Origin of the sequence: Alteromonas sp. KUL49, assembly GCF_006538345.1 — a bacterium.
In the GTDB taxonomy this organism is placed as follows: domain Bacteria; phylum Pseudomonadota; class Gammaproteobacteria; order Enterobacterales; family Alteromonadaceae; genus Alteromonas.
Genome location: NZ_BJKL01000003.1, coordinates 41,059 through 64,637, shown reverse-complemented (window position 1 = coordinate 64,637; position 23,579 = coordinate 41,059). Strand labels below are relative to the sequence as shown.

General features: G+C 46.0%; 21 protein-coding genes, 1 pseudogene and 1 riboswitch. Of the genes and pseudogenes, 15 read left to right on the top strand and 7 right to left on the bottom strand.

Features of this window, described 5'->3' with window-relative positions; all coding sequences use genetic code 11:
* The first annotated feature begins 1 nt into the window (after position 1).
* Both EYS00_RS05950 and EYS00_RS05945 read left to right on the top strand, forming a co-directional pair.
* Positions 2-1,237: a sugar MFS transporter gene (locus EYS00_RS05950; protein WP_130635652.1), complete on the top strand. Its 1,236-nt coding sequence runs from the start codon at positions 2-4 to the stop codon at positions 1,235-1,237.
* Between the two features lie 158 nt (positions 1,238-1,395).
* Positions 1,396-1,854, top strand: a complete 459-nt coding sequence (locus tag EYS00_RS05945) for a hypothetical protein (protein WP_130635651.1) — start codon at positions 1,396-1,398, stop codon at positions 1,852-1,854.
* A 78-nt stretch (positions 1,855-1,932) separates the two neighbouring features.
* Here the strand turns inward: EYS00_RS05945 and ggt are convergent, their stop codons facing one another.
* Positions 1,933-3,696, bottom strand: coding sequence for a gamma-glutamyltransferase (gene ggt / locus EYS00_RS05940; RefSeq protein ID WP_130635650.1), 1,764 nt, complete (start codon positions 3,694-3,696; stop codon positions 1,933-1,935).
* A gap of 206 nt (positions 3,697-3,902) precedes the next feature.
* On the opposite strand from ggt, the gene rrtA reads away from it, so the two are divergent.
* Entirely contained in the window at positions 3,903-4,508 is a 606-nt protein-coding gene (rrtA, locus tag EYS00_RS05935; protein WP_130636014.1) for a rhombosortase, read from the top strand.
* A 127-nt stretch (positions 4,509-4,635) separates the two neighbouring features.
* Here rrtA and EYS00_RS05930 read toward each other — a convergent pair whose 3' ends face one another.
* The gene (locus EYS00_RS05930; protein ID WP_130635649.1) at positions 4,636-7,122 is read right to left on the bottom strand and encodes a prolyl oligopeptidase family serine peptidase; all 2,487 of its coding nucleotides are present in this window, start codon (positions 7,120-7,122) and stop codon (positions 4,636-4,638) included.
* Between the two features lie 216 nt (positions 7,123-7,338).
* On the opposite strand from EYS00_RS05930, the gene EYS00_RS05925 reads away from it, so the two are divergent.
* The gene (locus EYS00_RS05925) at positions 7,339-7,824 is read left to right on the top strand and encodes a glutathione peroxidase (RefSeq protein ID WP_242618698.1); all 486 of its coding nucleotides are present in this window, start codon (positions 7,339-7,341) and stop codon (positions 7,822-7,824) included.
* Between the two features lie 427 nt (positions 7,825-8,251).
* Positions 8,252-9,625, top strand: coding sequence for a DUF4397 domain-containing protein (locus EYS00_RS05920; RefSeq protein WP_130635647.1), 1,374 nt, complete (start codon positions 8,252-8,254; stop codon positions 9,623-9,625).
* 75 nt (positions 9,626-9,700) lie between these two features.
* Here the strand turns inward: EYS00_RS05920 and EYS00_RS05915 are convergent.
* Positions 9,701-10,947 (bottom strand): annotated as a pseudogene (locus tag EYS00_RS05915) (cystathionine gamma-synthase family protein).
* A 185-nt stretch (positions 10,948-11,132) separates the two neighbouring features.
* On the opposite strand from EYS00_RS05915, the gene EYS00_RS05910 reads away from it, so the two are divergent.
* The 10 genes from EYS00_RS05910 (at position 11,133) to EYS00_RS05870 (ending at position 19,510) form a co-directional block, all read left to right on the top strand.
* Entirely contained in the window at positions 11,133-11,900 is a 768-nt protein-coding gene (locus tag EYS00_RS05910; RefSeq protein ID WP_130635646.1) for an NRDE family protein, read from the top strand.
* Positions 11,901-12,033: 133 nt separating this feature from the next.
* A complete protein-coding gene (locus EYS00_RS05905; RefSeq protein WP_130635645.1) occupies positions 12,034-13,224 on the top strand; it encodes an amino acid aminotransferase in 1,191 nt (396 codons plus the stop codon).
* Positions 13,225-13,367: 143 nt separating this feature from the next.
* Positions 13,368-13,473, top strand: a riboswitch (TPP riboswitch).
* A gap of 59 nt (positions 13,474-13,532) precedes the next feature.
* Complete coding sequence (gene thiD / locus EYS00_RS05900) at positions 13,533-14,366, top strand: bifunctional hydroxymethylpyrimidine kinase/phosphomethylpyrimidine kinase (RefSeq protein ID WP_207301686.1); 834 nt, start codon at positions 13,533-13,535, stop codon at positions 14,364-14,366.
* A complete protein-coding gene (locus EYS00_RS20670; RefSeq protein ID WP_207301685.1) occupies positions 14,366-14,956 on the top strand; it encodes an FAD-dependent oxidoreductase in 591 nt (196 codons plus the stop codon). The genes thiD and EYS00_RS20670 overlap by 1 nt, the downstream gene beginning before the upstream one ends.
* Before the next feature lie 37 nt (positions 14,957-14,993).
* A complete protein-coding gene (locus EYS00_RS20665) occupies positions 14,994-15,380 on the top strand; it encodes an FAD-dependent oxidoreductase (protein WP_242618670.1) in 387 nt (128 codons plus the stop codon).
* Positions 15,381-15,581 (top strand): sulfur carrier protein ThiS, encoded by a 201-nt coding sequence (gene thiS / locus EYS00_RS05890; RefSeq protein ID WP_130635644.1) that lies wholly within the window; start codon positions 15,381-15,383, stop codon positions 15,579-15,581.
* 2 nt (positions 15,582-15,583) lie between these two features.
* The gene (locus tag EYS00_RS05885) at positions 15,584-16,357 is read left to right on the top strand and encodes a thiazole synthase (RefSeq protein ID WP_130635643.1); all 774 of its coding nucleotides are present in this window, start codon (positions 15,584-15,586) and stop codon (positions 16,355-16,357) included.
* Between the two features lie 10 nt (positions 16,358-16,367).
* Positions 16,368-16,970, top strand: a complete 603-nt coding sequence (locus EYS00_RS05880) for a thiamine phosphate synthase (RefSeq protein WP_130635642.1) — start codon at positions 16,368-16,370, stop codon at positions 16,968-16,970.
* Complete coding sequence (locus tag EYS00_RS05875) at positions 16,967-17,977, top strand: HesA/MoeB/ThiF family protein (protein WP_130635641.1); 1,011 nt, start codon at positions 16,967-16,969, stop codon at positions 17,975-17,977. The genes EYS00_RS05880 and EYS00_RS05875 overlap by 4 nt, the downstream gene beginning before the upstream one ends.
* A gap of 75 nt (positions 17,978-18,052) precedes the next feature.
* A complete protein-coding gene (locus EYS00_RS05870) occupies positions 18,053-19,510 on the top strand; it encodes a sodium:solute symporter (protein ID WP_130635640.1) in 1,458 nt (485 codons plus the stop codon).
* A gap of 62 nt (positions 19,511-19,572) precedes the next feature.
* Here the strand turns inward: EYS00_RS05870 and EYS00_RS05865 are convergent, their stop codons facing one another.
* The 4 genes from EYS00_RS05865 to EYS00_RS05850 all read right to left on the bottom strand — a co-directional run bounded on the left by EYS00_RS05865 (position 19,573) and on the right by EYS00_RS05850 (position 23,466).
* On the bottom strand, positions 19,573-20,031 hold the full coding sequence (locus EYS00_RS05865) for a YaiI/YqxD family protein (protein WP_130635639.1): 459 nt from the start codon (positions 20,029-20,031) through the stop codon (positions 19,573-19,575).
* Between the two features lie 21 nt (positions 20,032-20,052).
* Positions 20,053-20,814 (bottom strand): SDR family oxidoreductase, encoded by a 762-nt coding sequence (locus tag EYS00_RS05860; RefSeq protein WP_130635638.1) that lies wholly within the window; start codon positions 20,812-20,814, stop codon positions 20,053-20,055.
* A 10-nt stretch (positions 20,815-20,824) separates the two neighbouring features.
* Complete coding sequence (locus EYS00_RS05855; protein WP_130635637.1) at positions 20,825-21,589, bottom strand: SDR family NAD(P)-dependent oxidoreductase; 765 nt, start codon at positions 21,587-21,589, stop codon at positions 20,825-20,827.
* Between the two features lie 74 nt (positions 21,590-21,663).
* Positions 21,664-23,466: an acyl-CoA dehydrogenase gene (locus EYS00_RS05850; protein ID WP_130635636.1), complete on the bottom strand. Its 1,803-nt coding sequence runs from the start codon at positions 23,464-23,466 to the stop codon at positions 21,664-21,666.
* Between the last annotated feature and the right edge of the window lie 113 nt (positions 23,467-23,579).

Here is a 23,579-nt window from a genome sequence, read left to right as displayed (position 1 = left end):
TATGACTACATCAACAATTACAGCATCTCGGTTATTCAGCGCTTCATGTATAGCGCTTATTGTAACCGCCATGACCTTTGCCATAAGAGCTGGTATTTTGTCCCAACTCAGTGCGGAGTTTGAGTTGACTGACACCCAACTGGGTTGGGTAAATGCTCTCGCGCTTTTTGGCTTTCCTGTAGCAACCATATTTGGTGGTTTTCTTTATAATCTATTAGGTGCCAAAAAAATGCTTTATATCGCATTCATTGGACACTTTTTAGGGCTTATTCTTACCATTACCGCTGATGGTTACATCACTCTGTTGGTTTCGAGTTTTTTGGTGGGGTTTGCCAACGGTAGTGTAGAGGCGGCATGTAATCCATTGATCGCCGACATATACCACAAAAACAAAACCACCATGCTTAACAAATTTCACGTGTGGTTCCCAGGCGGTATTGTGATTGGCGCACTGCTATCAAAATTTATGACCGACATGAACATGAGTTGGCAAATGCAAATTGCCGCTATGTTGATCCCAACCGCAATCTACGGTTATATGATTTTCGGTAAAACCTTCCCAGAAACACAGAATACAGAAACATCTACGTCAGTGAATTTTAAAGCACTGCTCAACCCTATCTATATTTTTATGCTGTTCTGCATGACCCTAACTGCAACCACAGAGCTAGGTACGTCTGGTTGGGTTGATCGTATTCTGGGTAACGCCGGAGCAGATCCCATGCTTATTTTAGCAATGATCACTGGCCTTATGGCAGTGGGTAGATACTTTGCAGGTCCGGTAGTACATGCACTCAATCCTGTGGGAGTGTTACTCGCTTCCGCAATTGTTTCAGCGATTGCACTTTACTTGATGAGTACGGCCACAGGCAGCATGGTTTACGTTTCAGCAATACTTTTTGCTATTGGTGTTATGTATTTCTGGCCAACGATGATTGGATACATTGGCGAGTATCAGGCGAAAACAGGAGCACTGGGTATGTCTATTATTGGCGGATTCGGCATGCTGGGAGTTGGTTGGTGGAGCCCGGTTATTGGAAGCTGGATTGATAAAGGACGCGAGTCGGCCTTGTCCTCTGGTTTGTCTGGTGATGCTGCGGAACTCGCTGCCGGTCAATCAGCTCTAGCCAATATCGCTTTGTTCCCACTAGTGCTCATAGTCTGCTTCTTTGTTTTGTATCTAATTACAATGAAACAAGCGGCTTCTGTTGAATCAGGTGCAGAAACGGCAAAATAGCAACGTGCCACGTGTCGGTGAACAGTGAGTGCTGTTTACCGACTATTTTTCACTCTTAATCTCTCATCAAAATTCTGCATATGTGTACTAATACACAGTAACCAAAAGTATAAAAATACGGTAGTCTTATATAAAGATTAACTTAACTATGTATTTTTATGATTTCTCGTGTATTCACAATCGCACTATTAGTGTTTACGCTCACGCTAACTGGTTGTTTTAAAGAAGATAAACAGGGTTTAGGGCGTTATGGTATGCTTAATGAAGGTACGCCTGAATACACAGCTGTTGCGTTTTTGACCAACATCTACGAAGGGGATGATATCAATATCGCCGCAGAGTTGAGTACCGAGAGCTTATCTCGTGTGATAAGAAGCTATCACACTAATCGCAACGTACAACGTCACCTTCTCAATCTTCGCTATGATACTGTTATTATCAAGCCTCAAAGTGCTAATCGCGTGGGTCGCAGTGAATTTGCGGAACAGGCAACCATCACCGTTTTTCTCAGTGGTATGCTACACGATGATAAAATTGAAGATATCCGCAGTCTTGATTTAGTCAAAGAAAAGGGCGACTGGAAAGTAGCGCGGGTGTACCCTGATAGGTTTATGTAAGAGAGCCTCACTTGCGCCAATTCACCACAGTTTAAAAATCCATTTCATTCTTAAACTGTGGTGACAAACATGATAACTCTAGCGGCCTACCGCAATACCCTCTCGTCTAGGGTCAGCGCCACCAATCAGTTTACCGTCTTGCACTTGGATACCATGTAATCCGCTATTCAGGTCTACAACCCTAACGTTGTGCCCTAACGCTTGTAATGGCGCTTCCAACTCGGCTATAGGTGTACCTGCCTCGAGCGCAGTGTAATCGTTGCGGTTGGTGATCTTAGGTAAGTTGATGGCCTGTTGAATGTCTAACCCCATGTCTAACACGCCAATCAAGGTTTGCGCTACATAACTTACAATACGGCTACCACCGGGCGAACCAACTACCACAGAAAGCTCGTTATTTTCATCGAATACCATGGTTGGACTCATGGCGCTTCGGGGGCGCTTACCGGGCTCTACACGGTTTGCCACAGGAAAACGACTTTGCACAGGATTAAACGAGAAATCCGTTAGCTGATTATTGAGCAAAAAGCCCCCTACCATTAATCCCGAGCCGAACATAAATTCGATACTGGTGGTCATGGAAATCGCATTGCCTTTACTATCAACAATGGAGATATGCGACGTGTTGGGTTGCTCCATATTAACGCCAGCGGTAAGCATAGCCGTGTCATATGGAGAGCCAGCTCGTGCACGACGCCATGGCTTGTCAGCTGAAATTTCCTCTGCGCGTCTCGACAAATATGCATCGTTAATTAATGCCGCATATGGGAGATTAGTAAAATCAGAGTCCGCGATATACTTTTCTCTGTCGGCATAAGCATTTGCGCTCGCTTGAGTGTACAAGTTGGCAAATTCTACAGAACTCGGCGAAAATTCATTTAATTCGAAACCTTCCAACATTTTAAGTAGTTGGAATACGTTAACACCGCCAGAGCTTGGTGGTGCCATACCGCAGATTTGATAATCGCGATACAAACCGCAAACAGGGTCGCGTTTCACCGGAGTGTAAGATGCCAAGTCTTCCAGTGTGATGCTACCTGGATTAATAGAAGCAGAGTTCACTGCCTTCACAATTTTTTCCGCTAGCTCACCGGTATGAAGGTAATCCACACCATTTTCTGCGATACCCTGAAGGGTTTTCGCTAAATGGCGGTTCTTTCTAATGCTCCCCTCCTGTAAAGGTATACCTGCAGGGAAGAAATAGGTCGCACTACTGGGGAATTCACGGAGTCCTGGGTGATAATCAAGTGCTACGAGACGCGCCAAGCGAGGAGAGACTTTAAACCCCTCTGTCGCGGTGGTAATGGTATCATCAAATAGTTTATTCCACGGCAAAACACCAAATTCTTGGTGTGCCATCTCTAACGCGCGCATTGCTCCGGGCACACCAACGGACTTTCCGCCAACGACAGCATCAATCCATTTCATTGGCGTATTGCCTTTCATAAACCAATGAGAATTAACGGCTTTCGGAGCGGTTTCACGACCGTCAAACGTGTGCAGAACTTTGTTTTCATTATCCCAATACAAAATGAACGCGCCGCCACCGATACCAGAGGACTGTGGCTCAACCAAGCTGAGCATAGACTGAACGGCAACCGCAGCATCGATAGCGCTGCCCCCTTGCTGTAAAATATTTTTACCCGCCCATGACGCATATGGGTTTGCTGCAACGACCATATAGTCATTAGCGACAAAGGCTTGCTTTTCAACATATCCCGTTGCTGCCTCGGGTTCACCCGCTTCTCTAGGTTGGGATTGAGCAACGCTGCTGCTTGCGAAAAAGATACTAGATAAAGCGACATAAATGATTGATTTGGCGAGATGCCATCGAGTTTTCAAAATTCCACTTCCTATTACGAATACAATTGGTGAAAACGAATATTCATCCTGAGTTGAATAAAGGGTATTTGAGGCAAGATTAAAATGTACCGCGTGCCGTTTGTAGTAACAAGCCCTAATAACGCAAATTCACAGGAATTCTTCGCACCGCGCCGTGTTTTAGGTATTATGCCCAGCAGCTTTAAAAATCAATAAAATACGACATGATAATGACTCTTCCTTACGCGCTTAAACACAGCGGCGGTCCATTAATACTCATTGCGCTGTCAGTTGTCGCTTATTTAATGGAGCCTCTGTCGGGTGAATGGCTGAGCTACGATCGATTTGCAATACAAGGGCTAGAAACATGGCGAGTACTCACAGGAAACATTGTACATACCAATGGTTTCCACGTTCTACTCAACGTTGCAGGTCTAATATTGTTGTGGGCGCTTCATGGTGAGCACTATCGTATTGGAAGGTTCTTAAAAGTATTCATTTGGTGCGCTCTCGGTACGAGTGCAGGCTTGTATTTATACTCGCCAGATATGATTTTATATGCCGGACTCTCTGGTGCACTACACGGGCTATTTGTATGGGGTGCTATGATGGATATTTACAACCAAGTAAAATCTGGCTGGTTACTTCTCTTCGGTGTGGGTATTAAGCTTTTCCACGAGCAATGGTTCGGTAGTAGTCACAGCGTGGCGATGCTAATAGACGCCTCAGTAGCGGTAGATGCCCATCTTTACGGTGCGTTCGCTGGATTCATTATTTTCGAACTTATGTATGTCTTTTCTCGTTCCAAAGAAGTTAAAAAAACCCCCAAATAACGCAGATAAATGCTGTTAGGCACAAGGGGGGAACTTTTTATACCACCACACCACCCTCCATGGGGCTCGGCGTAGGCATCCTTGCCTCAGGTGGCATTAAAAAGTCCAGCGGTCCCAGTTTTATAGCTTACAAATTCTCTTCAAACAGCTTGTAGATGCGTCGATATTCGTCTAACCACGAACTCGGCTGCACAAATCCGTGAGGCTCTACTGGATAAATAGCGGTTTCGAAATCTTCTTTTTCAAGCTCTATCAATCGCTGCACCAGTCTAACGGTATCAACAAAGAATACGTTGTCATCAACCATTGGTGCGTTAATCAATAATGGCTTCTCAAGACCTTCTGCGAAATAAATAGGTGAGCTTTTGCGATAAGCAATCGGGTCAACGCTTGGTGTATTGAGAATGTTGGACGTATAAGGTGTGTTGTAGTGTGCCCAGTCAGTAACAGGGCGCAACGCAGCACCGGCGGCGAACAAGTCAGGTGCGTTAAACATCGACATAAAGGTCAGGAAACCACCATACGATCCACCGTATGTACCGATACGATCTCGGTCTACGTTAACGTTTTCCACTAGCCAGTTTACGCCGTCTCGTAAATCTTGTATTTCTGGCGTTCCCATTTGCCGATAAATAGCAGTACGCCAATCTCTACCGTATCCCGCTGATGCTCTGTAATCCATATCCAACACTACGTACCCCTGCTGTACGAGCATGCTGTGGAACATGAATTCTCGGAAGTAGCCAGACCAGCCCATATGCGCATTTTGTAAGTACCCGGCACCATGGTTAAATACTACGGCTCGTTTTGAAGCGCCTTGGTCGTATCCTTCGGGTAAATAAACTCTGGCATATATCGGTTTGTCAGTATGTGATGATGGAATTTCTATGACTTGAGGTGCAGCCCAAGGCAATGACAAAAACTGCTCACTCACCGTATGAGTAATTCTCATTGCGTCACCATTGCCATCAGCATCTAACACAAACAGCTCTGGTGGTTGGGTCACTTTACTATGTGACAACAGCAAAGTTTCGTTGTCAGGACTAAGCGAAAACTCTGTCTTTCCATTGAGGTCTGTTACCGCTTGTATCTCTCCGGACTCCACATTAACGCGGTATACTTCGTAAATTCCGGGGTGTTTTTGGTTTGCTGTGTAGTAAATAAATTGGTCGTCGGTTGTCACCACAGGGGAGTCAACAATGTACTCACCATAAGTCAGCGCTTTAGGTGTTTCACCGGGGACTTGAACGTACAAATGTGCATAGCCAGTATGTTCGGACTGGTAGTACAAGGTTGGGCTTTCACTCAGCCAGCCAAACGCATTAAAACGATAATTTACCCAAGCGTCGTCATGTAATCGGTGCTGCGTATTTAACTTTGCCGTATCAAGGTCTACGGTCGCGAGCCAGCGGTCCTTGTTGTCCCACGCTTCAAGCATCACTGCCACATGTTCACCGGATCTATGCCATCTGATTGACGGCTCGGTCCAATACCAGCTCGACAAAAGCGTGATATCCCGTGGCAAACGGTTATCCTGATATTCTTCCCCTCTGGCAAGGGCATTTTCTCTCTTAACGTCGGCAAGCACGTCATCGTTGTAACCCGGAAGGGAAACAAAACTCAACGGCTGCTTATACCCATTTGAGAGATTAAGTAGCCAAAGGTCATGATTCACAGGTTCAGCGTCAGCAACTCTGCGACGTACTTTTTTACTTGCGATTCGCCCATCTTCCTGAACGTAATGAGGCATTATATCGCTGTCATCTCGACTTGGGACACTCTTAGTCGTTGCAACAACTGCGAAGTTTCCTGCAGGAGAAACCCTCATACCTGCTATTCGATGCCCTTTATCGAAATAAAACGTATCTCTAGCAACACTATCGTTTTGTATAGCAAGTTGTGATTCTGCTTCTGCCCTGGCAAGGCGATTATTCCGCTGTGTTTGAATGTATTCAATCAAAGAAATTTGCTCTTCAGCAATAAGATCTTTAGGCGGTTTTACCGCTTGGGGCCTGTCTGCAAAAGCCCATCTGAGTATTTCTTCACGCTGACCTGAAGCTAAATCAATAGCAACCACGTGATCGCTGGCATACGCCATCAGACGTCCGTCGGTCATAAATGTGAGTGTGTTTAGCGTTTGACCGCCTTTATTTAACAAGACCGTGTCACCATTCACAAAGCGGATGTAAATACTGTCCTCAAAGCTGTAGGCAATAACACCATCATCGCGAACAACTCTCTCATCAAAGCGATACTCATGTATATCACTAAGCGGGATAATGGATGATTGACTTGGTGCGCTCAGCAAAGCGGCATAACTATCTCGGACTACACTGCCCTCGCGCTTTCTGTCATACACCAAAGCACGTCCATCAACCGACCAGCCCATTCCACTGGGGGCACGACCAAGCCAATCTGGGTCAGACATTATTTGGTTGAGCGTAATCGTCCCGCTAGTGGTCGTTGCGGCCACTGGCTGAACTGCAGCTTCGAGAGGGCTCTTAGGAGGTAATTCTACGATAGTAGGAGCTTGTGCTGGTGACTCTGTTGAAGAGCAGGCCGCCAAAGAGACCGTCAAACATACAGAGGCCACAAGGGTGGTTATTTGTTTCATAGTTCCGTCTTTGTATTGTTGTAGTACATTGTATTATAAGCGGCTTGTGGCTGAGTGGGTCAATATTCGTCGATATTCATCTCACATCAAACGCATCCAATATGTAAGATTTAAAGTATAAATTGTCGCTATCACAACTCACTATGGACTAAAACAATGAAACGCATTTCAATATTAATCACTTCTTTACTGGTCAGCGGGCTGGCTTTTGCAGACATGTCTTGCCCCAGTGTTCTAAAGTTTGTAAAGCGCAAACTTAACTCTCAAGAGACCGTAAACTTGTGTTCGGAGTACGCTGGACAAACCTTACTGATCGTAAATACCGCAAGTTACTGCGGATTTACCAAACAATTTGAGGGTCTTGAAGCTCTTTACAGTGAATACAAAGACGAAGGTTTGACTGTGCTAGGGTTCCCGTCCCATGATTTTAACCAAGAAGATGCGGATGAAGGTAAGACAGCAGAGCTTTGTGAACTCACTTATGGCGTTCAGTTTCCTATGTTTGAACCAACGTCAGTGAAAGGTGACGACGCTGATCCTATGTTTAGGATGCTAACCAATGCCACTGGAGAGGCCCCCTCTTGGAATTTCAACAAGTATTTAGTGACGCCAGACGGTCAAATCACACACTATCCAAGTCGAGTAACCCCTTCTGACGCAAAACTCCTCAGTGATATCACAGCATCACTCAGCGCCGAGTAATTCTAGCGGTCAATAATTGACTAGCGCGCATAAAAAAGCCCCGCAATAAATGCGGGGCAATCAAGCACACTCAACTTGGAACACACTTTAGCCGAAACATCGTCGTGATGTTTCCAACTAACTGCACAAGTTTAGTCAATTATACTTTTAGTTAGTTCAATAAAATTTCGAAAAAAGTAAACATTTCTTCAGTGCAATCTACATTGCAAAGCTAACCCATTAAAAATTAAAAACTTTCGTTAGGTTTAAAAACGAACATTACAATAAGTTAAAGAGGATTGGTAATACCAGTCTGTAAGGCATGATTAACTTGAGTTAAGAGAAGAAGTTTTACATTACATTAACGTAATGTGGCAAGAAGCATGATCCCCACATTTATAAGTCGCGTAATCGAGTTTGCCACAACACAATTATGAGGATTTAGTAAATGAAGAGGATCAACGCACTCCTTGCAGGGAGCATCATAGCACTTTCTTTAGCAGGATGCTCGGATGATGACGACGATGTTGTAGTAGTCGACCCACCAGCCCCCGCCCCTGAATATGCCAATGTTCGCGTTATTCACGCGAGTTCAGACGCACCTTTAGTTAACATCACAGCCAACGACGCCATTTTAAATGGTCTAGAAGGTGTTGACTATCAGGTAGCTTCCGGACGTTTTGAAGTTGAAGTGGGAACTTACGACATCGGCGTTACAGCCATTCTCCCTGGTGACGACGCAGAGGTTCTACAAGCAGATTTGACATTAGATGCAGACACAAACTACGACGTGTTTGCCGTGGGCAGTGTTGCAGACAACACGTTAATGCTTCTTCCTGTTACTAGCGCAGAGACGGCGGTAGAAGCCGGCAACGTGCAAGTACAGATAGTGCATGCAGCATCAATGGCACCTACAGTTGATATTTATGTCACTGCACCAGGTGCTGATTTGTCGGCTGAACAGCCTATCGTTACTGCAGCTTTCATGGACGCCACTGATTTGATTCAAGTACCAGCAGGTGAATATCAAATCAGAATCACGCTTCCGGGCACAACTACCGTAGCCTTCGACTCTGGCACTGTTCCTTTACCAGATGGCGGAGATTTGCTAGTTGCTGCGACTAACAACGTTGGTACGGGTGAATCACCTGTTACCTTGCTTGTTGCAGACGGTACGTCAAGCAGCATGATTTGGGACGTTAACGCAACTGCTGACATTCGTGTGGTACACGGTATTAGCGACGCGCCAGCAGTGGACGTTATTGCTAACAACGCACTAACGCTAGTAGACGGTGCAGCATTCTTAGCAGCCACCGATTACATTAGCGTTGCAGCAGATGATTATTTAATTGACGTTGCTGCAGATGCCGACAACAGCATCGTACCGATTGATGACGCGATGATTACTGTTGAGCAAGGTAAGTTCTACACAGCAATTGCCAATAACACGCTAGCTATGCCTGAGTTAGATTTGTTAATGGATATGCCTCGTGATATCGCAACTGAAGTGCAAGTACGAATTATCCATGCTTCACCTGATGCTGGCGATGTAGATATCTATGTTACTGGCGATGGCATGATAGACAGCGTTGATCCAGCATTTGCAGGCGTAGGTTACAGCACAGATATGCTTGCAGAAACCGGCTATGTGAGTCTTGCTGCAGGTGACTACTACGTTACTGTTACCGCAGCTGGCACCAAAACAGCCGCCATCGAAACTGGTATGCTGAGCCTAGCGGCGGGAAGCATCTACACCGCCATTGCTGTAGATGGTACGAACGACGGCGACGCACCACAACTTATCTTACTTGACGACTTCTAAGAAAGAAGACTAGTGCTTCACAAAAAACGCCAGTTCATCTTTGAACTGGCGTTTTTTATTAAATGAAAGACGGTATTAGCAAATACGCGCTAACGCTTGCTCAAAGTCAGCAATAAGGTCAGCAGTGTCTTCGATACCGACAGATAAACGTATCATGGTATCGGGGATACCCATGGCTGCACGCTCTTCGGCGGTATTCTCAAAACTAAATTGTAGGTGCCACGGGCAGTGCTAAGGTACGAGTATCTCCCAGATGAGTGGCACAAATGACTAGGGATAGGTCGTTAATAAAACGCTACAGGATCTGCCCCATTCACTAACTCGATACTCAAGATTGCGCCGTATCCTTTAGGCATTTGTTGCGAGGCAACAGTGTGCTGAGGATGAGCTTTTAAACCAGGGTAATACACGTGTTTAATTTTATCGTGATTATCCAGGAAGCTTGCTAGCGACAGTGCGTTCTCACAGGCTTTTGCCATTCGCAAACCCATAGTTTCCATGCCAATAGAAATCTGACTTGCCGCCTCGGGTGACAACGTTCCCCCCAAGTCTCTCAGGCCACGTTTTTTAATCTGTGTAATGCCCCACTGAGCGGTATCTGCCACTTGATAGGCTGGCTTAATGTTAGCAAAGCGTGTCCAGTCAAATAACCCAGTATCAATGACTGCTCCACCTAGTGCGTTACCATGGCCGCCAACGTACTTTGTAAGCGAGGTAAACACTAAACTGGCTTTCCACGATTTTGCAATTAGCAATGGTGGTGGGGTCATTGTGTTATCAACCATGAATAACAAATCATGTTTTTCACAAAACTCACCAATGCCTGAAAGGTCTGCCACTTGCGTCACTGGGTTAGCAACGGTTTCGGTATACACAGCGACCGTGTTGTCTCTTCGCGTATTTGCAACATCGTCAATGTTAGACACATCAACAAAATCGATCTCAATACCTAAGTCGAGCAAAGAACTGAAAAAGCTTCTCGTATTGCCAAAGAGATACTGGCTCACGATGAGGTGATCACCACTCTTCACCAAGGCTAACAATGCGCTACTAATCGCCGACATGCCCGTAGCAAAACAGAGACTCGCTAAGCCCTGCTCCATATCGGTTACCATATTCTGTAACGCCGCCACCGAGGGCGAAGAAGAACGGGAATAGACGTGGGCTGCTTTCTTGCCTTGAAACGCGTCAATAATACCTTGAGCGTCTTTAAATTCGAACAATACAGAATTTGAGGTACTGCTATGTACGCCACCGTGTTCAGGTGAATTCAAACGACGATCAGCGTGCACGCGCTGGGTAGTGAATCCCTCTTTAGACACAACTACTAACTCCATAAATCTAGCGGGTTGCGCAATGCAAATATACAACGCGCAACGTTAACTGGTACTTTTCGCAAACGGTAGCATAAAATGAACAGATTGTTTGTATTAGTTACACAAAGATTTAGATATGTTCTATAACCATTTAACGCTAGTCACCGATTCTAAGCCGAGTTGATTTAACCATGTGTATTTTGTTTATCGCTCGCAATCAGTCAAAGCAGTATCCACTTATTATTGCCGCCAACCGTGATGAGTTTCACAAGCGCTCTACACTTCCATCTCACTTGTGGGACACCAATCCCACCCTTCTTGCCGGGAAAGACCAAGAGGGCGGAGGCACGTGGATGGGTGTCACTACCTCAGGGAAAATTGCTGCCCTTACCAATGTGCGGGATCCTTCGTCAATAAAACCAAATGCTCCTTCTAGAGGTGACTTAACCTGCAATTGGCTACTCGGCACCGACGATGTGGCGACCTATCAACGACAACTCCAACAACGAAAAGATGAGTACAATGGCTACAACCTCGTGTTTGGAGACGTAAACGAACTTTGGGTTTATAACAATACAACGGATGATTTTTACCCACTGACCGACGGCATTATTGGACTGTCGAACGCCGATATTCATATATCATGGCCTAAAACCGCTAGAGGCGAAGCACGAATGAATGACATTATTTCTATGTCATCAGTCAACCAAGATCTTCTTTTTGACATGCTAAAAGACCAACAACAAGCAGCAGACAGTCAACTACCCGAGACAGGGGTGGGATTTGAATGGGAAAAGCGTCTGTCATCCATATTCATCACCTCACCAGAGTACGGTACGCGAAGCTCTACCCTACTACTCGTTGACCGACAAGGTGTGATGCATTGGAGTGAAAGAACATTTAACAGTGAGGGAAGCCAAACGGATGAACACACATTTGTGCTCGATTCAAAGGTTTAACTTTTGAGTTATTCCATTCTCACATACTTAAGTTGAATACTTGATAAGTTTTCCAGTTTTAAAGCTCGTTTTTTAAATTTTCAGTGGCATAATGCCGACTCGCTCAATTTTCAACGCAACGTGAGGACATAACGTGTTTGAAGTATTACCCCAACTTGCCCCAGACCCGATTCTTGGATTATCAGCAGCATATCGTGAAGACACTAACCCTAATAAAATCGATTTAGGTGTTGGCGTATATAAAGACGAACAAGGTAATACCCCTATTTTATCAAGCGTTGCAAAAGCACAAACCGTGCTGCTTGAAAAAGAAACCAGCAAAACCTACATCACTCCTCAAGGTAATCAAGGCTTTATCGACGGCATGCTATCTTTGCTACTAGGTAATGCTAGCAAAGCCATGCTTGCTAATCGCGTTGCCGCGGTTCAAGCGCCAGGTGGTTGTGGTGCACTTCGCATCCTTTCAGAGCTACTTGTTCGTTGTAACGAAAACGGCAAAGTATGGGTAAGTGATCCTACATGGGCAAATCATATTCCATTGATTGGTTCTGCAGGTCTTAAAATTGAAACCTACCCGTATTTCGACAAAGCGTCGGCAAGCATTCGTTTTGATGCCATGATGGAAACCCTTCGCACTGTTGAAAAAGGCGATATCGTATTGCTACACGGTTGTTGCCACAACCCTACTGGCGCCGACCTTACAAAAGCTCAGTGGGATGAGATTCTTGAAGTTGCTAAAGAGCGTGAATTCCTTCCGTTTATCGACGTTGCTTACCTTGGTTTTGGTGAAGGCCTAGACGAAGATGCTTACGGTATGCGTCTGCTTGTTGAAAATCTTCCAGAAGTTATTATTGCAGCGTCTTGTTCTAAGAACTTTGGTTTGTACCGCGAACGTGTGGGTCTTGCTGCAATCGTTACTCAAGACACCGCTACTCGCAACATTGCTCAAAGCCAGATTCAGTCAATTGCTCGTGGTATTTACTCTATGCCACCTAGCTACGGCGGTGCATTGGTTGACATTATTCTTTCTGACGATGCCTTGTATAACGAATGGGTTGGCGAAGTTGATGAAATGCGTAATCGCATGAAGTCATTGCGCGCTATGCTAGTTCAAAACCTTCACGATAACGGCGCTACCAAAGACTTTAGCTTTGTTAACGAGCAAAAAGGTATGTTCTCATTCTTGTGTATTACACCAGAACAAGTACGTGAGATTCGCGCAAAACACAGCGTTTACTTTGTTGACTCAAGCCGCGTAAACATTGCAGGTATCAATCAAAACAACGTTGAAGCACTAGCAAAAGCCCTTGTTTCAGTACTGTAATTAATCAGACAAACCCATCTTTACGTGCCCTACGGGGCACGTAAATCTCCCCTTAGTAAAATCCAAACTTGTAAATCCAGCGTAACTCATTTATCTTCACAGGGCGATTTGAGCTGTGCCATAAAAGCATACGTCAAAACGTCTTTTTTCCGTCGGGGTGCCTTTAATAAAGGGCTGAGAGGTGTTTAACATCAACCCGGTGAACCTGATCCGATTAGTATCGGCGTAGGGAACGGATTTGCGCTTTCACAATCATATTGTGACACGCGCCCTTTCCTTATGTCGCTTGGTAACACTGGGTGATATACATGACTACCTCAAAAAGCAATACCCCGATTGTAATGACCATTGCTGGTTCTGATAGTGGCGGCGGTGCAGGTATTCAAGCTGATATAAAAGCCATGAGCGCCAACGGTACCTATGCCGCTAGCGTGGTTACCGCAATTACTGCTCAAAATACTATTGGCGTATCTGCGGTACACCCTGTGCCTATTGACGTTGTCACCGCACAAATCCACAGTGTACTGACCGACCTTGACGTAAAAGCCATTAAAATCGGTATGTTATTTTCTAGCGAACTCGTCAGTGCCGTCGTTAAGGCAATTGAAGGTTTTACTGGTGAGGTTGTTGTAGACCCGGTGATGGTGGCAAAGTCAGGTGATCTGCTTTTACAAAATGAAGCTGTTGAAGCGCTCATTTCAGAGCTGATACCTCGGGCAACTATGCTTACGCCTAATTACCCTGAAGCCAACGTCTTATTGGGTATACCTTCTGAAGCGGTGAACGAAGACAAACACAGTCTTATTGAACAAGGTAATCAGTTGCTGGCGTTGGGCGCTACATCAGTGCTTCTAAAAGGCGGCCATGGGGCTTCGAATACCTGTACCGATATGCTCATTGACGGCACAAGTGAAACACTCGTGCTCACCGCACCTCGAGTAAACACCAGAAATACCCATGGCACTGGATGCACCTATTCTTCCAGCATTGCCGCTTACTTAGCGAAAGGATTTTCACTGCGCGATGCTGTAACCGCAGCTCACACCTATTTGCATGCCGCAATTCAACGTGCCGATGAACTAGAGATTGGGAAAGGTCACGGGCCCGTGCATCATTTTCACAATTGTTGGAACATACAATAATGGCCAAACGCGAGGAGAAAGTATTCATTGTTGGCGCTGGCGTCGCAGGGCTATGCATTGCTACCGAACTGGTGAGTCGAGGCATCTACCCGACTGTATACGAGCCCCAACGAGAGCCAGGCCCACAATCCTGCTCATGGTGGGCTGGTGGTATGCTCGCCCCTTATTGCGAATCGGAAAGTGCCGAGCAAAGTGTAGTGACCTACGGTAAAACAGCCGCGGATTGGTGGCAAGAACACACTGGACTGGTTGAACAACAAGGCACATTGGTAGTGGCAACGGGACGAGATCGCAATGAGCTTAAACGGTTCGCCAAACTCACCGCACAGCATAAAACGCTGGATGGAAGTGAGATTTCTTCACTAGAGCCGGATCTTGAGGATAGGTTTCACCACGGATTGTTTTTTGAATCTGAAGCACATCTTGCACCACGAGACGCTATCGGAGCATTAAAGGCATCTTTGATAAAAAATGGCGTTACTTTTAAGTACGAATATGCAGACCCAAAAGCGTTAGCCCTTGAGGGGCGTGTTATTGACACTCGTGGCATAAAAAGCGCGAGAAGATATCGCTGCACTGCGAGGTGTTAAGGGGGAGATGCTCGTATTGAAGTGTCCGGAAGTAACATTGAAACGCCCGGTACGTCTTCTCCACCCTCGAATTCCTTTGTATATAGTGCCCAGAGGCAATGGCATTTTCATGCTAGGCGCAACAATGATAGAAAGCAGCGCTAAAGCCAACGCTACAGTGCGCTCAGTCATGGAATTACTCAATGCTGCCTACACGATAAACCCAGCTTTCGGCGAGGCAGAGATCCTAGAAATTGGTGTGGATAGTCGACCAGCGTTTGTAGACAACCTTCCCAAGATTACCGTTAACGGCAATATTGTCAGCGCAAATGGTCTCTATCGACATGGCTTTTTACTCTCACCCACCTTGGCGAACATGGTATCTGATTATATTGAACTCGGTGTATCTCCACCTTGGTTAGCAACACAAAAGGAACATCAATAAATGGCGACGGTTACCGTAAACAACGAAAAGCGAACCATTGCTGTGAGTACGCTACTTGAGCTGCTCGAAGTACTCGATTATGGCGAAGCCGTGGTAGCAACCGCAGTTAATGGCAACTTTGTTCCTCAAACTATGCGCGTTGAAACACTTATCTCTGACGGTGATAACGTAGAGATTCTCGCACCTATGCAAGGGGGTTAATCATGCGTACGTTTTATGGTGAAACATTACATACGCCTTTTATGCTCGGTACAGCTCAGTACCCCTCACCCGCTGTATTGGCTGAAGCCTTTAAACGAAGCGGTGCCAGTGTAGCTACCGTTTCATTGCGACGAGAATCTAGTAGTGACAAAGCCGGACAAGATTTTTGGCAATTGATCAAAGCGCTCGATGTTAAAGTGTTACCCAACACAGCAGGTTGTCATACCGTGAAAGAGGCAGTTACCACAGCCCACATGGCTCGCGAAGTATTTGGGACTCCGTGGATTAAATTAGAAGTTATCGGAGAGGATGACACACTTCAACCCGACGTATTTAAACTTGTCGAGGCTGCGCGTATTCTATGTGAAGACGGCTTCCAAGTCTTCCCCTATACCACTGAAGACCTTGTGGTTGCCGATAAGTTGGTTAACTTAGGCTGTGAAGTACTTATGCCTTGGGGTGCCCCTATCGGTTCAGGGATGGGTCTTAACAACGTGTTTGGTCTGCGTGCCATGCGCGCACATTTTCCTGATATCCCCCTAGTGATTGATGCCGGTTTAGGGTTGCCAAGTCAAGCAACCCAAGCGATGGAATTGGGTATGGATGCGATTTTACTCAACACAGCAGTGGCTAAAGCAGGAGATCCAGCAATGATGGCTGAAGCCTTTGCCTTGGCTATTAAAGCGGGTCAATTAGCTGCGGCATCTGAGCCAATGGAACCGAGGGATATGGCCGAGCCATCCACTCCTCTCTTAGGCAAAGCATTTTTGGATTAGAATCGTATTTATGCAACTACCTTCTTTTTACCCTATTTTTGATAGTACCCAATGGTTAGAACGTCTACTTCCTTTGGGTATCAAGCTAGTTCAACTACGTATCAAAGACGCCGATGAATTACATATTCGCAAAGAGATTAAAAAAGCACAAACTTTGTGTCGCGCCCACGATTGTATCTTGGTAGTCAACGACTATTGGCAAATTGCCATTGAGCTTGGATGTGACTGGGTACACTTAGGACAAGAAGACCTAGACACCGCTGATATCGAGGCCATCAGGCAAGCCAATATCAAACTCGGCTTTAGCACTCATGATGAAGATGAGCTAAAACGTGCACTCGCATTGTCACCGGATTATGTTGCACTGGGCCCTGTTTACCCAACCATTCTCAAAAAAATGAAGTGGCATCAGCAAGGCTTAGACCGGGTCACCGAGTGGAAACAAATCGTTGGTGAAACACCGCTTGTGGCCATTGGAGGAATGACCCCCGAGCGTGCTGTGAGAGCCTTTGACGCGGGAGCTGATATAGTGTCGGCGGTTACAGATATTACCCTAAATGAAGATCCAGAAGCGCAAGTTACGCAATGGCTACAGGTGTGTAACCGTAAATGACCCCCTCCGACATTAAAAACAGATACATTAGACAAACTTGCCTGCCTTTGGTTGGGGACAAAGGCCAAGCTGCCCTTACGCAAGCGCATGTTGTAGTAATTGGCGCAGGTGGCTTGGGCTGTGCAGTGTTGCCCTATTTAGCCGCCTCTGGCATTGGCAAAGTAACCATTGTCGACCCTGATACTGTGTCAATATCTAACTTACATCGACAGGTACTATTTACCGAGAGTGACATCGACAAACCTAAAGTCGAGTGTGTATCAGCAATACTCAAGAAGCAAAACACGACATGTCAGGTAAGTACCAATTACAACGCGCTAACTCCAGAAAATGTGGATGAGATTTGCCTAGCAGCAGATATTGTCATGGACTGTGCAGACAATTTCGCAGTCACTTATATTTTGTCTGATTACTGTGCTGCGCATAATATTCCTCTTGTGTCCGCGTCGGTGTTGGGTTTCGAGGGCTATGTAGGCGCTTTTTGTGCTAATGCCCCTTCAGTTAGAGCGGTGTTTCCAGACCTACCGCAGCGCGCTCAAAACTGCTCCACCGCGGGTGTGTTAGGGCCTGTTGTGGGTGTACTTGGTACGCTGCAGTGTCAAATGGCGTTAAACATTTTACTCAATATATCACCGTCTCCTCTCGGACAGATGGTCAGCGTAAACCTTCAAACGTTCAACCAACAAAGTTTTAGATTCGATTCAGCGCCAGAGCCCGACGATGCCAGTAAACTGAGTTTTATCGGTAATTCCAGTATTCTAAACAGTGACTGGGTAGTCGACCTGAGAACATCGCTCTATGACGATGTATCAGCCGAGGGAAAAGCCCCAGAGTTGAAAATCACAAGCCTTGCAGAGTTCAAGGCCAATGCACCGTCACCACACAGTGAACAGCGCGCTGTAATTGTTTGCCGCACAGGACTTACTGCTTGGCAAGCAGCACGGCATTTACAAACCTACTGGCAAGGTAAGATTGTGTTAGTCGCCTTAGGTGAATCAAAGCTATGAATAAATATGAAAAGCATCAAAGAAAGATAACAATGAAAAACTTACGAAGTGTACTATTACAGGGAGCGTCACTCAATGCTTGATATGAATACAGGCATATTCTGGCTAACACTATTTTCAGTAGTTTTTGCTGCCGTGGGTTTAGTCTTTGCGAAAGGACCGAGAGAGAGTCTTGAAGACTTTGTTGTCGCGCGAAATTCTCAAACGAGTCATGCTATCAGCCTAACTTTACTAGCAACCACCATGGGTACTTGGGTACTCTTTGGGCCTGCCGAATCAGCAGTATGGGGCGGTGTAGGCGCAATCTTGGGTTATGCGTTGGGATGCTTGGTACCGTCCTTAGTAATGATTCCTCTCGGTGAACGTATTCGTGCACTCATGCCAAATGGACATACCCTCACCGAGTTTGTTCACGCCAGATACGGACGCAGCGTGTATATATTTGTGCTGTTTATCATGATGTTTTATCTGTTTATAGGCCTAACCGCTGGATTGACGGGTATCGCACAAATGGTGGCTTTATTTGCACCAGTGCCTCTTTGGCTAACCGCGGCTATTGTGATGGTGTGCACACTAATTTATACCCTCTATGGTGGGCTAGCGGTTACCATATTCACCGACAAGGTGCAGATGTACGTCATCCTACCATTCTTGTTTTTGCTGTTTTACTTCGCTTGGCAAGCCACTGGTGGCATTACCCCCGTATTTGAAGGGCTTTACGACAAAGCCCCTGCACTACTTAACCCGTTCGATAGCCAGGGTTTTGAAACTGGCGTGACTTTCTTTTTAGCGGTTGCGCTCACGGGTTTGTTTTATCAGGGAACATGGCAACGAATTTTTGCGGCTAAAACAGACCGAGTATTACGCAATGGCTTTTTAATCAGTGGCTTTTTAAGCTTTCCCATTGTTGCTCTACTCGGCGTATTTGGCTTGGCATTTGTTGGATTGTCACTGCCAGGAGAAGGTTCTACCGCATTGTTCAACGTCATTATGAATGACGCACCAATGTGGTTTTTAATCGGGATGATTTTTTTCGGCTTGGCACTCATAATGAGTAGCGCCGACTCTACCATCAGTGGTATCAATAGTTTAGTGATCGTTGATTTGCATCGACTCGTGCCCACAATCCCTGAGGATAAGCTTCTAAAAGTATCTCGCTGGGTGTTGGCAATAGTTTCCCTTGTTGCCCTGTTTGTTGCAGCTCAAGGCTACAGTATTCTGTATTTATTTTTACTTGCTGACCTGTTCTGCTGCGCTGCTGCATTCCCGGTATTCTTCGGTTTTTACAATCAAAAATACCGAGGCTATCAAGCCAGTATCAGTATTGCTGTGGGGGTTATCGCTGGATTGTTTTACTTCCCGCTTCCCGGAGAAGAAGCAACCCAATTATACGAATCATTTATCGCTGCGACTTTCGCGCCAATGGTGGTCTCATTGCTATTACAACTACTGCCCCATCAAGTAAGATTCGACTTTGCCAACATTGGCAAGAAAGTCCATGTGCTTGGCAGTAAACCTGACAATGTTCAATAACTAACGGATAATAAAAACTATAAATCGGGTAAGGCCCTTGAGCGCGCATTTCATGCAACGCATTAGGGCTTGCGTTGCATGCCTGCGGTGAGGATCCTATCAAGTGCATTAGCAAACTGTTGCTTGTCGCGCTGAGAGAAAGCCTTTGGGCCTCCAGTGTGCTCACCGCTCGCCCGCATGGTATCCATGAAATCTCGCATGGTTAGCGTCGCTCGAATTGAAGACTTATCAAATGGTTCGCCTCGGGTATTGATGGCTTGTGCTTTTTTCGCAAGCACGTCTGACGCGAGGGGAATATCAGAGGTGATAACCAAATCACCCTCATTACATTGCTCTACAATATAATCGTCTGCCGCATCGAAGCCTGACGGCACGAGTGTCAGTGTAATGTGCTTGTCGGGCGGCACCGACATACTATGATTGGCCACTAAAGATAAAGGCAGCCCGGTACGTCGTGCTGCCTTGAAAAGAATGTCTTTAATGACTGCGGGACATGCATCTGCATCTACCCATATGTGCATAGCTAAATCTCTAACAAAAATTTACGCCAGCATACCACCATCAACGACTACTGTCGTGCCCGTTGTATAGCTTGATGCATCAGACACTAAGTACAATACCGTGCCTGCCATCTCATCAGGATCGGCAACTCTACCCAGCGGAATTACCTTAAGTGCCTTTTTCAAGATAGCTTCGTTTGTTGTTAATGCTGACGCAAACTTGGTATCTGTTAAACCCGGTAATAATGCGTTTACGCGAATATTGAGCGGGCCACATTCTTTTGCGAAGGATTTAGTCATGCTAATTACCGCGGCTTTGGTAATTGAGTAAATACCTTGCATATCGCCTGGAGAGATTCCGTTAACCGACGCCGTGTTTAAAATCACGCCACCGCCCTGCTCTTTCATCATTTTTCCCGCTTCAATCGACATGAAGAAATAGCCGCGAATGTTCACATCAACAGTCTTGTTGTATGCGCCTAAATCGGTGTCAAGGATATGCCCGAAGAATGGGTTGGCCGCCGCATTATTGACCAAGATATCAAGCTTGCCAAAATCACTTTTGATGCGCTCGAAAGTATCAGTGATCTGAAGCATATCCCCTACATGACATGCCATCGCTGTCGCTTGCCCACCATTGTCTCGTATTGAAGACGCTACAGCCTCACATCCATCAATCTTTCTGCTCGATACAATCACATGCGCACCGTACTGTGCGAGTAGACGCGCTATAGACTCGCCAATGCCGCGACTCGCACCAGTGACCAGTGCGACTTTTCCTGTTAAATCGAATAAATCTTTCATTGTCTGCTCCTTACGCCAACATGCCGCCGTCGAGTACCACTGACTGCCCGGTCATAAAACTTGATTCTTCACTACATAACCATGCAATTGCGTTAGCTATTTCTTCTGGTTTACCCAAACGTTTCATTGGATTTGCGCCAATAATATTTTTCTGTCCGCGCTCGTCGAGTTTAGACAAAACCCCCTGTACCATAGGTGTATCCACAAAACTTGGACATACAGCATTCACTCGAATATTTGCTCGTGCATATTCAACCGCAGCTGATTTGGTTAACCCCACTACACCGTGTTTTGACGCACTGTAGGCACTGATCATCGGTGACGAGCGAAGCCCCGCTACAGACGCTATATTGATAATATGACCACCGCCTTGCGCAGTCATTTGGCGAAGTGCGTGTTTCATGCAATACCACACGCCCGCTAAATTAACCTGAATATTTTTCATGAACATAGCGTCGTCCACTTCGGTAAGCGGTGCTGGAAAATGATCAATACCCGCATTGTTAATGATCACGTCAAGCTTCTCATTGTGCGCTTTCGCACTTTCAAACATGGCTGCAATTTGCTCTGGCTCGGTTACGTCTACGGTAACCGCATAGCTGTTGCCGCCTTGACTGTTAATCTCTTCACTCAAGGATTGTGCTTGTTCACCATTGAGATCTGCGATACCCACAATTGCGCCCCGACTCGCCAATATCTTTGCCGATGCAGCGCCAATCCCCGACGCTCCGCCGGTAATAAGAATGTGTTTACCTTCAACATTTGCTACTGTCATGTGTTGTGCTCCACTTTTATGTTGAGCCAGCAGTTATCCACACTGGCTCGGTAATTCGAATGTGATCTTGTGTGCTAGAAGAAATCTGCTTTTACGGTGTCGCAAACTGGTTCGCGAGAGGTAAGAACGTCTATGTCTCGTTGCACTAGAGGCAGTTCCCAGTTAACGAAGTATTGAGCTGCCGCTAATTTCCCTTCATAAAAATCAGCGTCTTGACCTGTTGCGCCTTCATCAATCGCTTTCTCTGCGACTACGGCTTGGCGAAGCCATATCCAACTCACCACGCACGCTGAGAATACGTTCAAGAAACAACTTGCATTGGTAAGAAGTACACTTTGCTCTTTAGACTGCAAATCACCGCCAGCTTGCTTGATTAGCGCGCCAAGCTTTTCAAGGTAAACCGATAATGTAGCAGCGAGGGGCGCGGTACGCTGTCCTGATGCTCGCTTTAAATCAGCCGTTACTCTGGCAAGCAAAACGTTCAGCCCCTGCCCGTTATGTTGCCAAAGTTTTCTGCCCAATAAATCGAGCGCTTGAATACCATTAGTCCCCTCGTGAATCGGGTTGAGACGATTGTCACGCCAACACTGTTCTACGGGATATTCGCGGGTGTATCCCGAACCGCCGAGCACTTGTATTGCCAAATCATTGGCTTTAGGACCAAACTCAGACGGCCAGGCTTTAAACACCGGTGTGAGTAAATCAAGCAACTGTGCAAGCTCTGTGCGTTTAGCTTCATCTTGCTCTGTCGCCAATTCATCAATCAGAGTACTTCCGTACAAACACAAGGCCATTCCGCCTTCACAATATGACTTCTGTGCAAGTAACATTCTGCGAACATCACCATGGTTAATAATTGGCGTAGGATCGTCATCTGGCGCCAAGTTAGGCGCAGCACGACCTTGTGTTCTGTCTTTGGCGTACTCAAGCGAATAGCGATAACCGCGGTAACCAATCATGGCTGCACCATAACCCACACCAATACGCGCTTCATTCATCATCATAAACATGTAGCGCAGTCCCTGATGCGCCTCACCAACGAGGTAGCCATGGCAATCACCATTTTCACCAAAAGTCAGCGCCGTTGATGTTGTACCTCTGTAACCCATTTTGTGAATAAGCCCAGCCAATGTGACGTCATTGCGCACATCAGGCTCGCCACTTTCATCGAGGCGATACTTAGGTACAACAAATAAGGAAATACCCTTCACACCCGCAGGACCACCTGGGATCTTAGCTAACACTAGATGAACAATATTGTCGGAGAGTTCATGCTCACCCGCTGAGATATAAAGCTTACTTCCCTTGATTCGGTAGCTACCATCGTCATTGGGCGTTGCTGAGGTGCGAATGTCAGCAAGAGAAGAGCCTGCGTGAGGCTCAGTCAACGCCATGGTGCCGGTAAAATCGCCGGTGAGCATTTTCGGTAAAAACTTTGATTTTATTTCTTCTGACGCAAAATGCTTCACCACGTTAGCCGCCGCAGCGGTAAGGAACGGATATGCCGTTGAAGAAGGGTTAGCGGTGAGAAAATAGCCTGCACAGGCATTCATTATGGTTACCGGTAGCTGCATTCCACCATCTTCATAATCAAAGTGACCGGCAATAAACCCTGCTTCTCTGTAGGTATCAAAGGCGACTTTCACGTCATCGAGCATGGTGACTTTATGACCGTCGAAGGTTGGTTCTTGTTTATCAGCCACTGCGTTGTGGGGTAAAAAGAGCTCTTCAGCCATTTTTTCCGCCATATCAATAACAGCATTGAAGGTTTCTACATTGTGCTCATTGAATCGGTCTTTCGTACATAGCGAGGCAGTGTCTAGCGCTTCGTATAGTTGAAAGTGCATTTCACGTCTAGGTATCAAGAGGTCGGTCATAACGGGCTCCGAAACAAAATGTTAATACATTGTGTCATATTCGTAGTCGTGTCATTATTGTCATTAATGACACATTTATGGTCATTACCGCCAACAATCACTGGAACCTATGG

Excerpts from the sequence above, each read along its gene's own strand:
- EYS00_RS05950 (WP_130635652.1), top strand. The coding sequence starts at position 2 with ATGACTACATCAACAATTACAGCATCTCGGTTATTCAGCGCTTCATGT.
- EYS00_RS05945 (WP_130635651.1), top strand. The coding sequence starts at position 1,396 with ATGATTTCTCGTGTATTCACAATCGCACTATTAGTGTTTACGCTCACG.
- EYS00_RS05930 (WP_130635649.1), bottom strand. The coding sequence starts at position 7,122 with ATGAAACAAATAACCACCCTTGTGGCCTCTGTATGTTTGACGGTCTCT.
- EYS00_RS05925 (WP_242618698.1), top strand. The coding sequence starts at position 7,339 with ATGTCTTGCCCCAGTGTTCTAAAGTTTGTAAAGCGCAAACTTAACTCT.
- EYS00_RS05920 (WP_130635647.1), top strand. The coding sequence starts at position 8,252 with ATGAAGAGGATCAACGCACTCCTTGCAGGGAGCATCATAGCACTTTCT.
- EYS00_RS05910 (WP_130635646.1), top strand. The coding sequence starts at position 11,133 with ATGTGTATTTTGTTTATCGCTCGCAATCAGTCAAAGCAGTATCCACTT.
- thiD (WP_207301686.1), top strand. The coding sequence starts at position 13,533 with ATGACTACCTCAAAAAGCAATACCCCGATTGTAATGACCATTGCTGGT.
- EYS00_RS20670 (WP_207301685.1), top strand. The coding sequence starts at position 14,366 with ATGGCCAAACGCGAGGAGAAAGTATTCATTGTTGGCGCTGGCGTCGCA.
- thiS (WP_130635644.1), top strand. The coding sequence starts at position 15,381 with ATGGCGACGGTTACCGTAAACAACGAAAAGCGAACCATTGCTGTGAGT.
- EYS00_RS05885 (WP_130635643.1), top strand. The coding sequence starts at position 15,584 with ATGCGTACGTTTTATGGTGAAACATTACATACGCCTTTTATGCTCGGT.
- EYS00_RS05880 (WP_130635642.1), top strand. The coding sequence starts at position 16,368 with ATGCAACTACCTTCTTTTTACCCTATTTTTGATAGTACCCAATGGTTA.
- EYS00_RS05875 (WP_130635641.1), top strand. The coding sequence starts at position 16,967 with ATGACCCCCTCCGACATTAAAAACAGATACATTAGACAAACTTGCCTG.
- EYS00_RS05870 (WP_130635640.1), top strand. The coding sequence starts at position 18,053 with ATGCTTGATATGAATACAGGCATATTCTGGCTAACACTATTTTCAGTA.
- EYS00_RS05865 (WP_130635639.1), bottom strand. The coding sequence starts at position 20,031 with ATGCACATATGGGTAGATGCAGATGCATGTCCCGCAGTCATTAAAGAC.
- EYS00_RS05860 (WP_130635638.1), bottom strand. The coding sequence starts at position 20,814 with ATGAAAGATTTATTCGATTTAACAGGAAAAGTCGCACTGGTCACTGGT.
- EYS00_RS05855 (WP_130635637.1), bottom strand. The coding sequence starts at position 21,589 with ATGACAGTAGCAAATGTTGAAGGTAAACACATTCTTATTACCGGCGGA.
- EYS00_RS05850 (WP_130635636.1), bottom strand. The coding sequence starts at position 23,466 with ATGACCGACCTCTTGATACCTAGACGTGAAATGCACTTTCAACTATAC.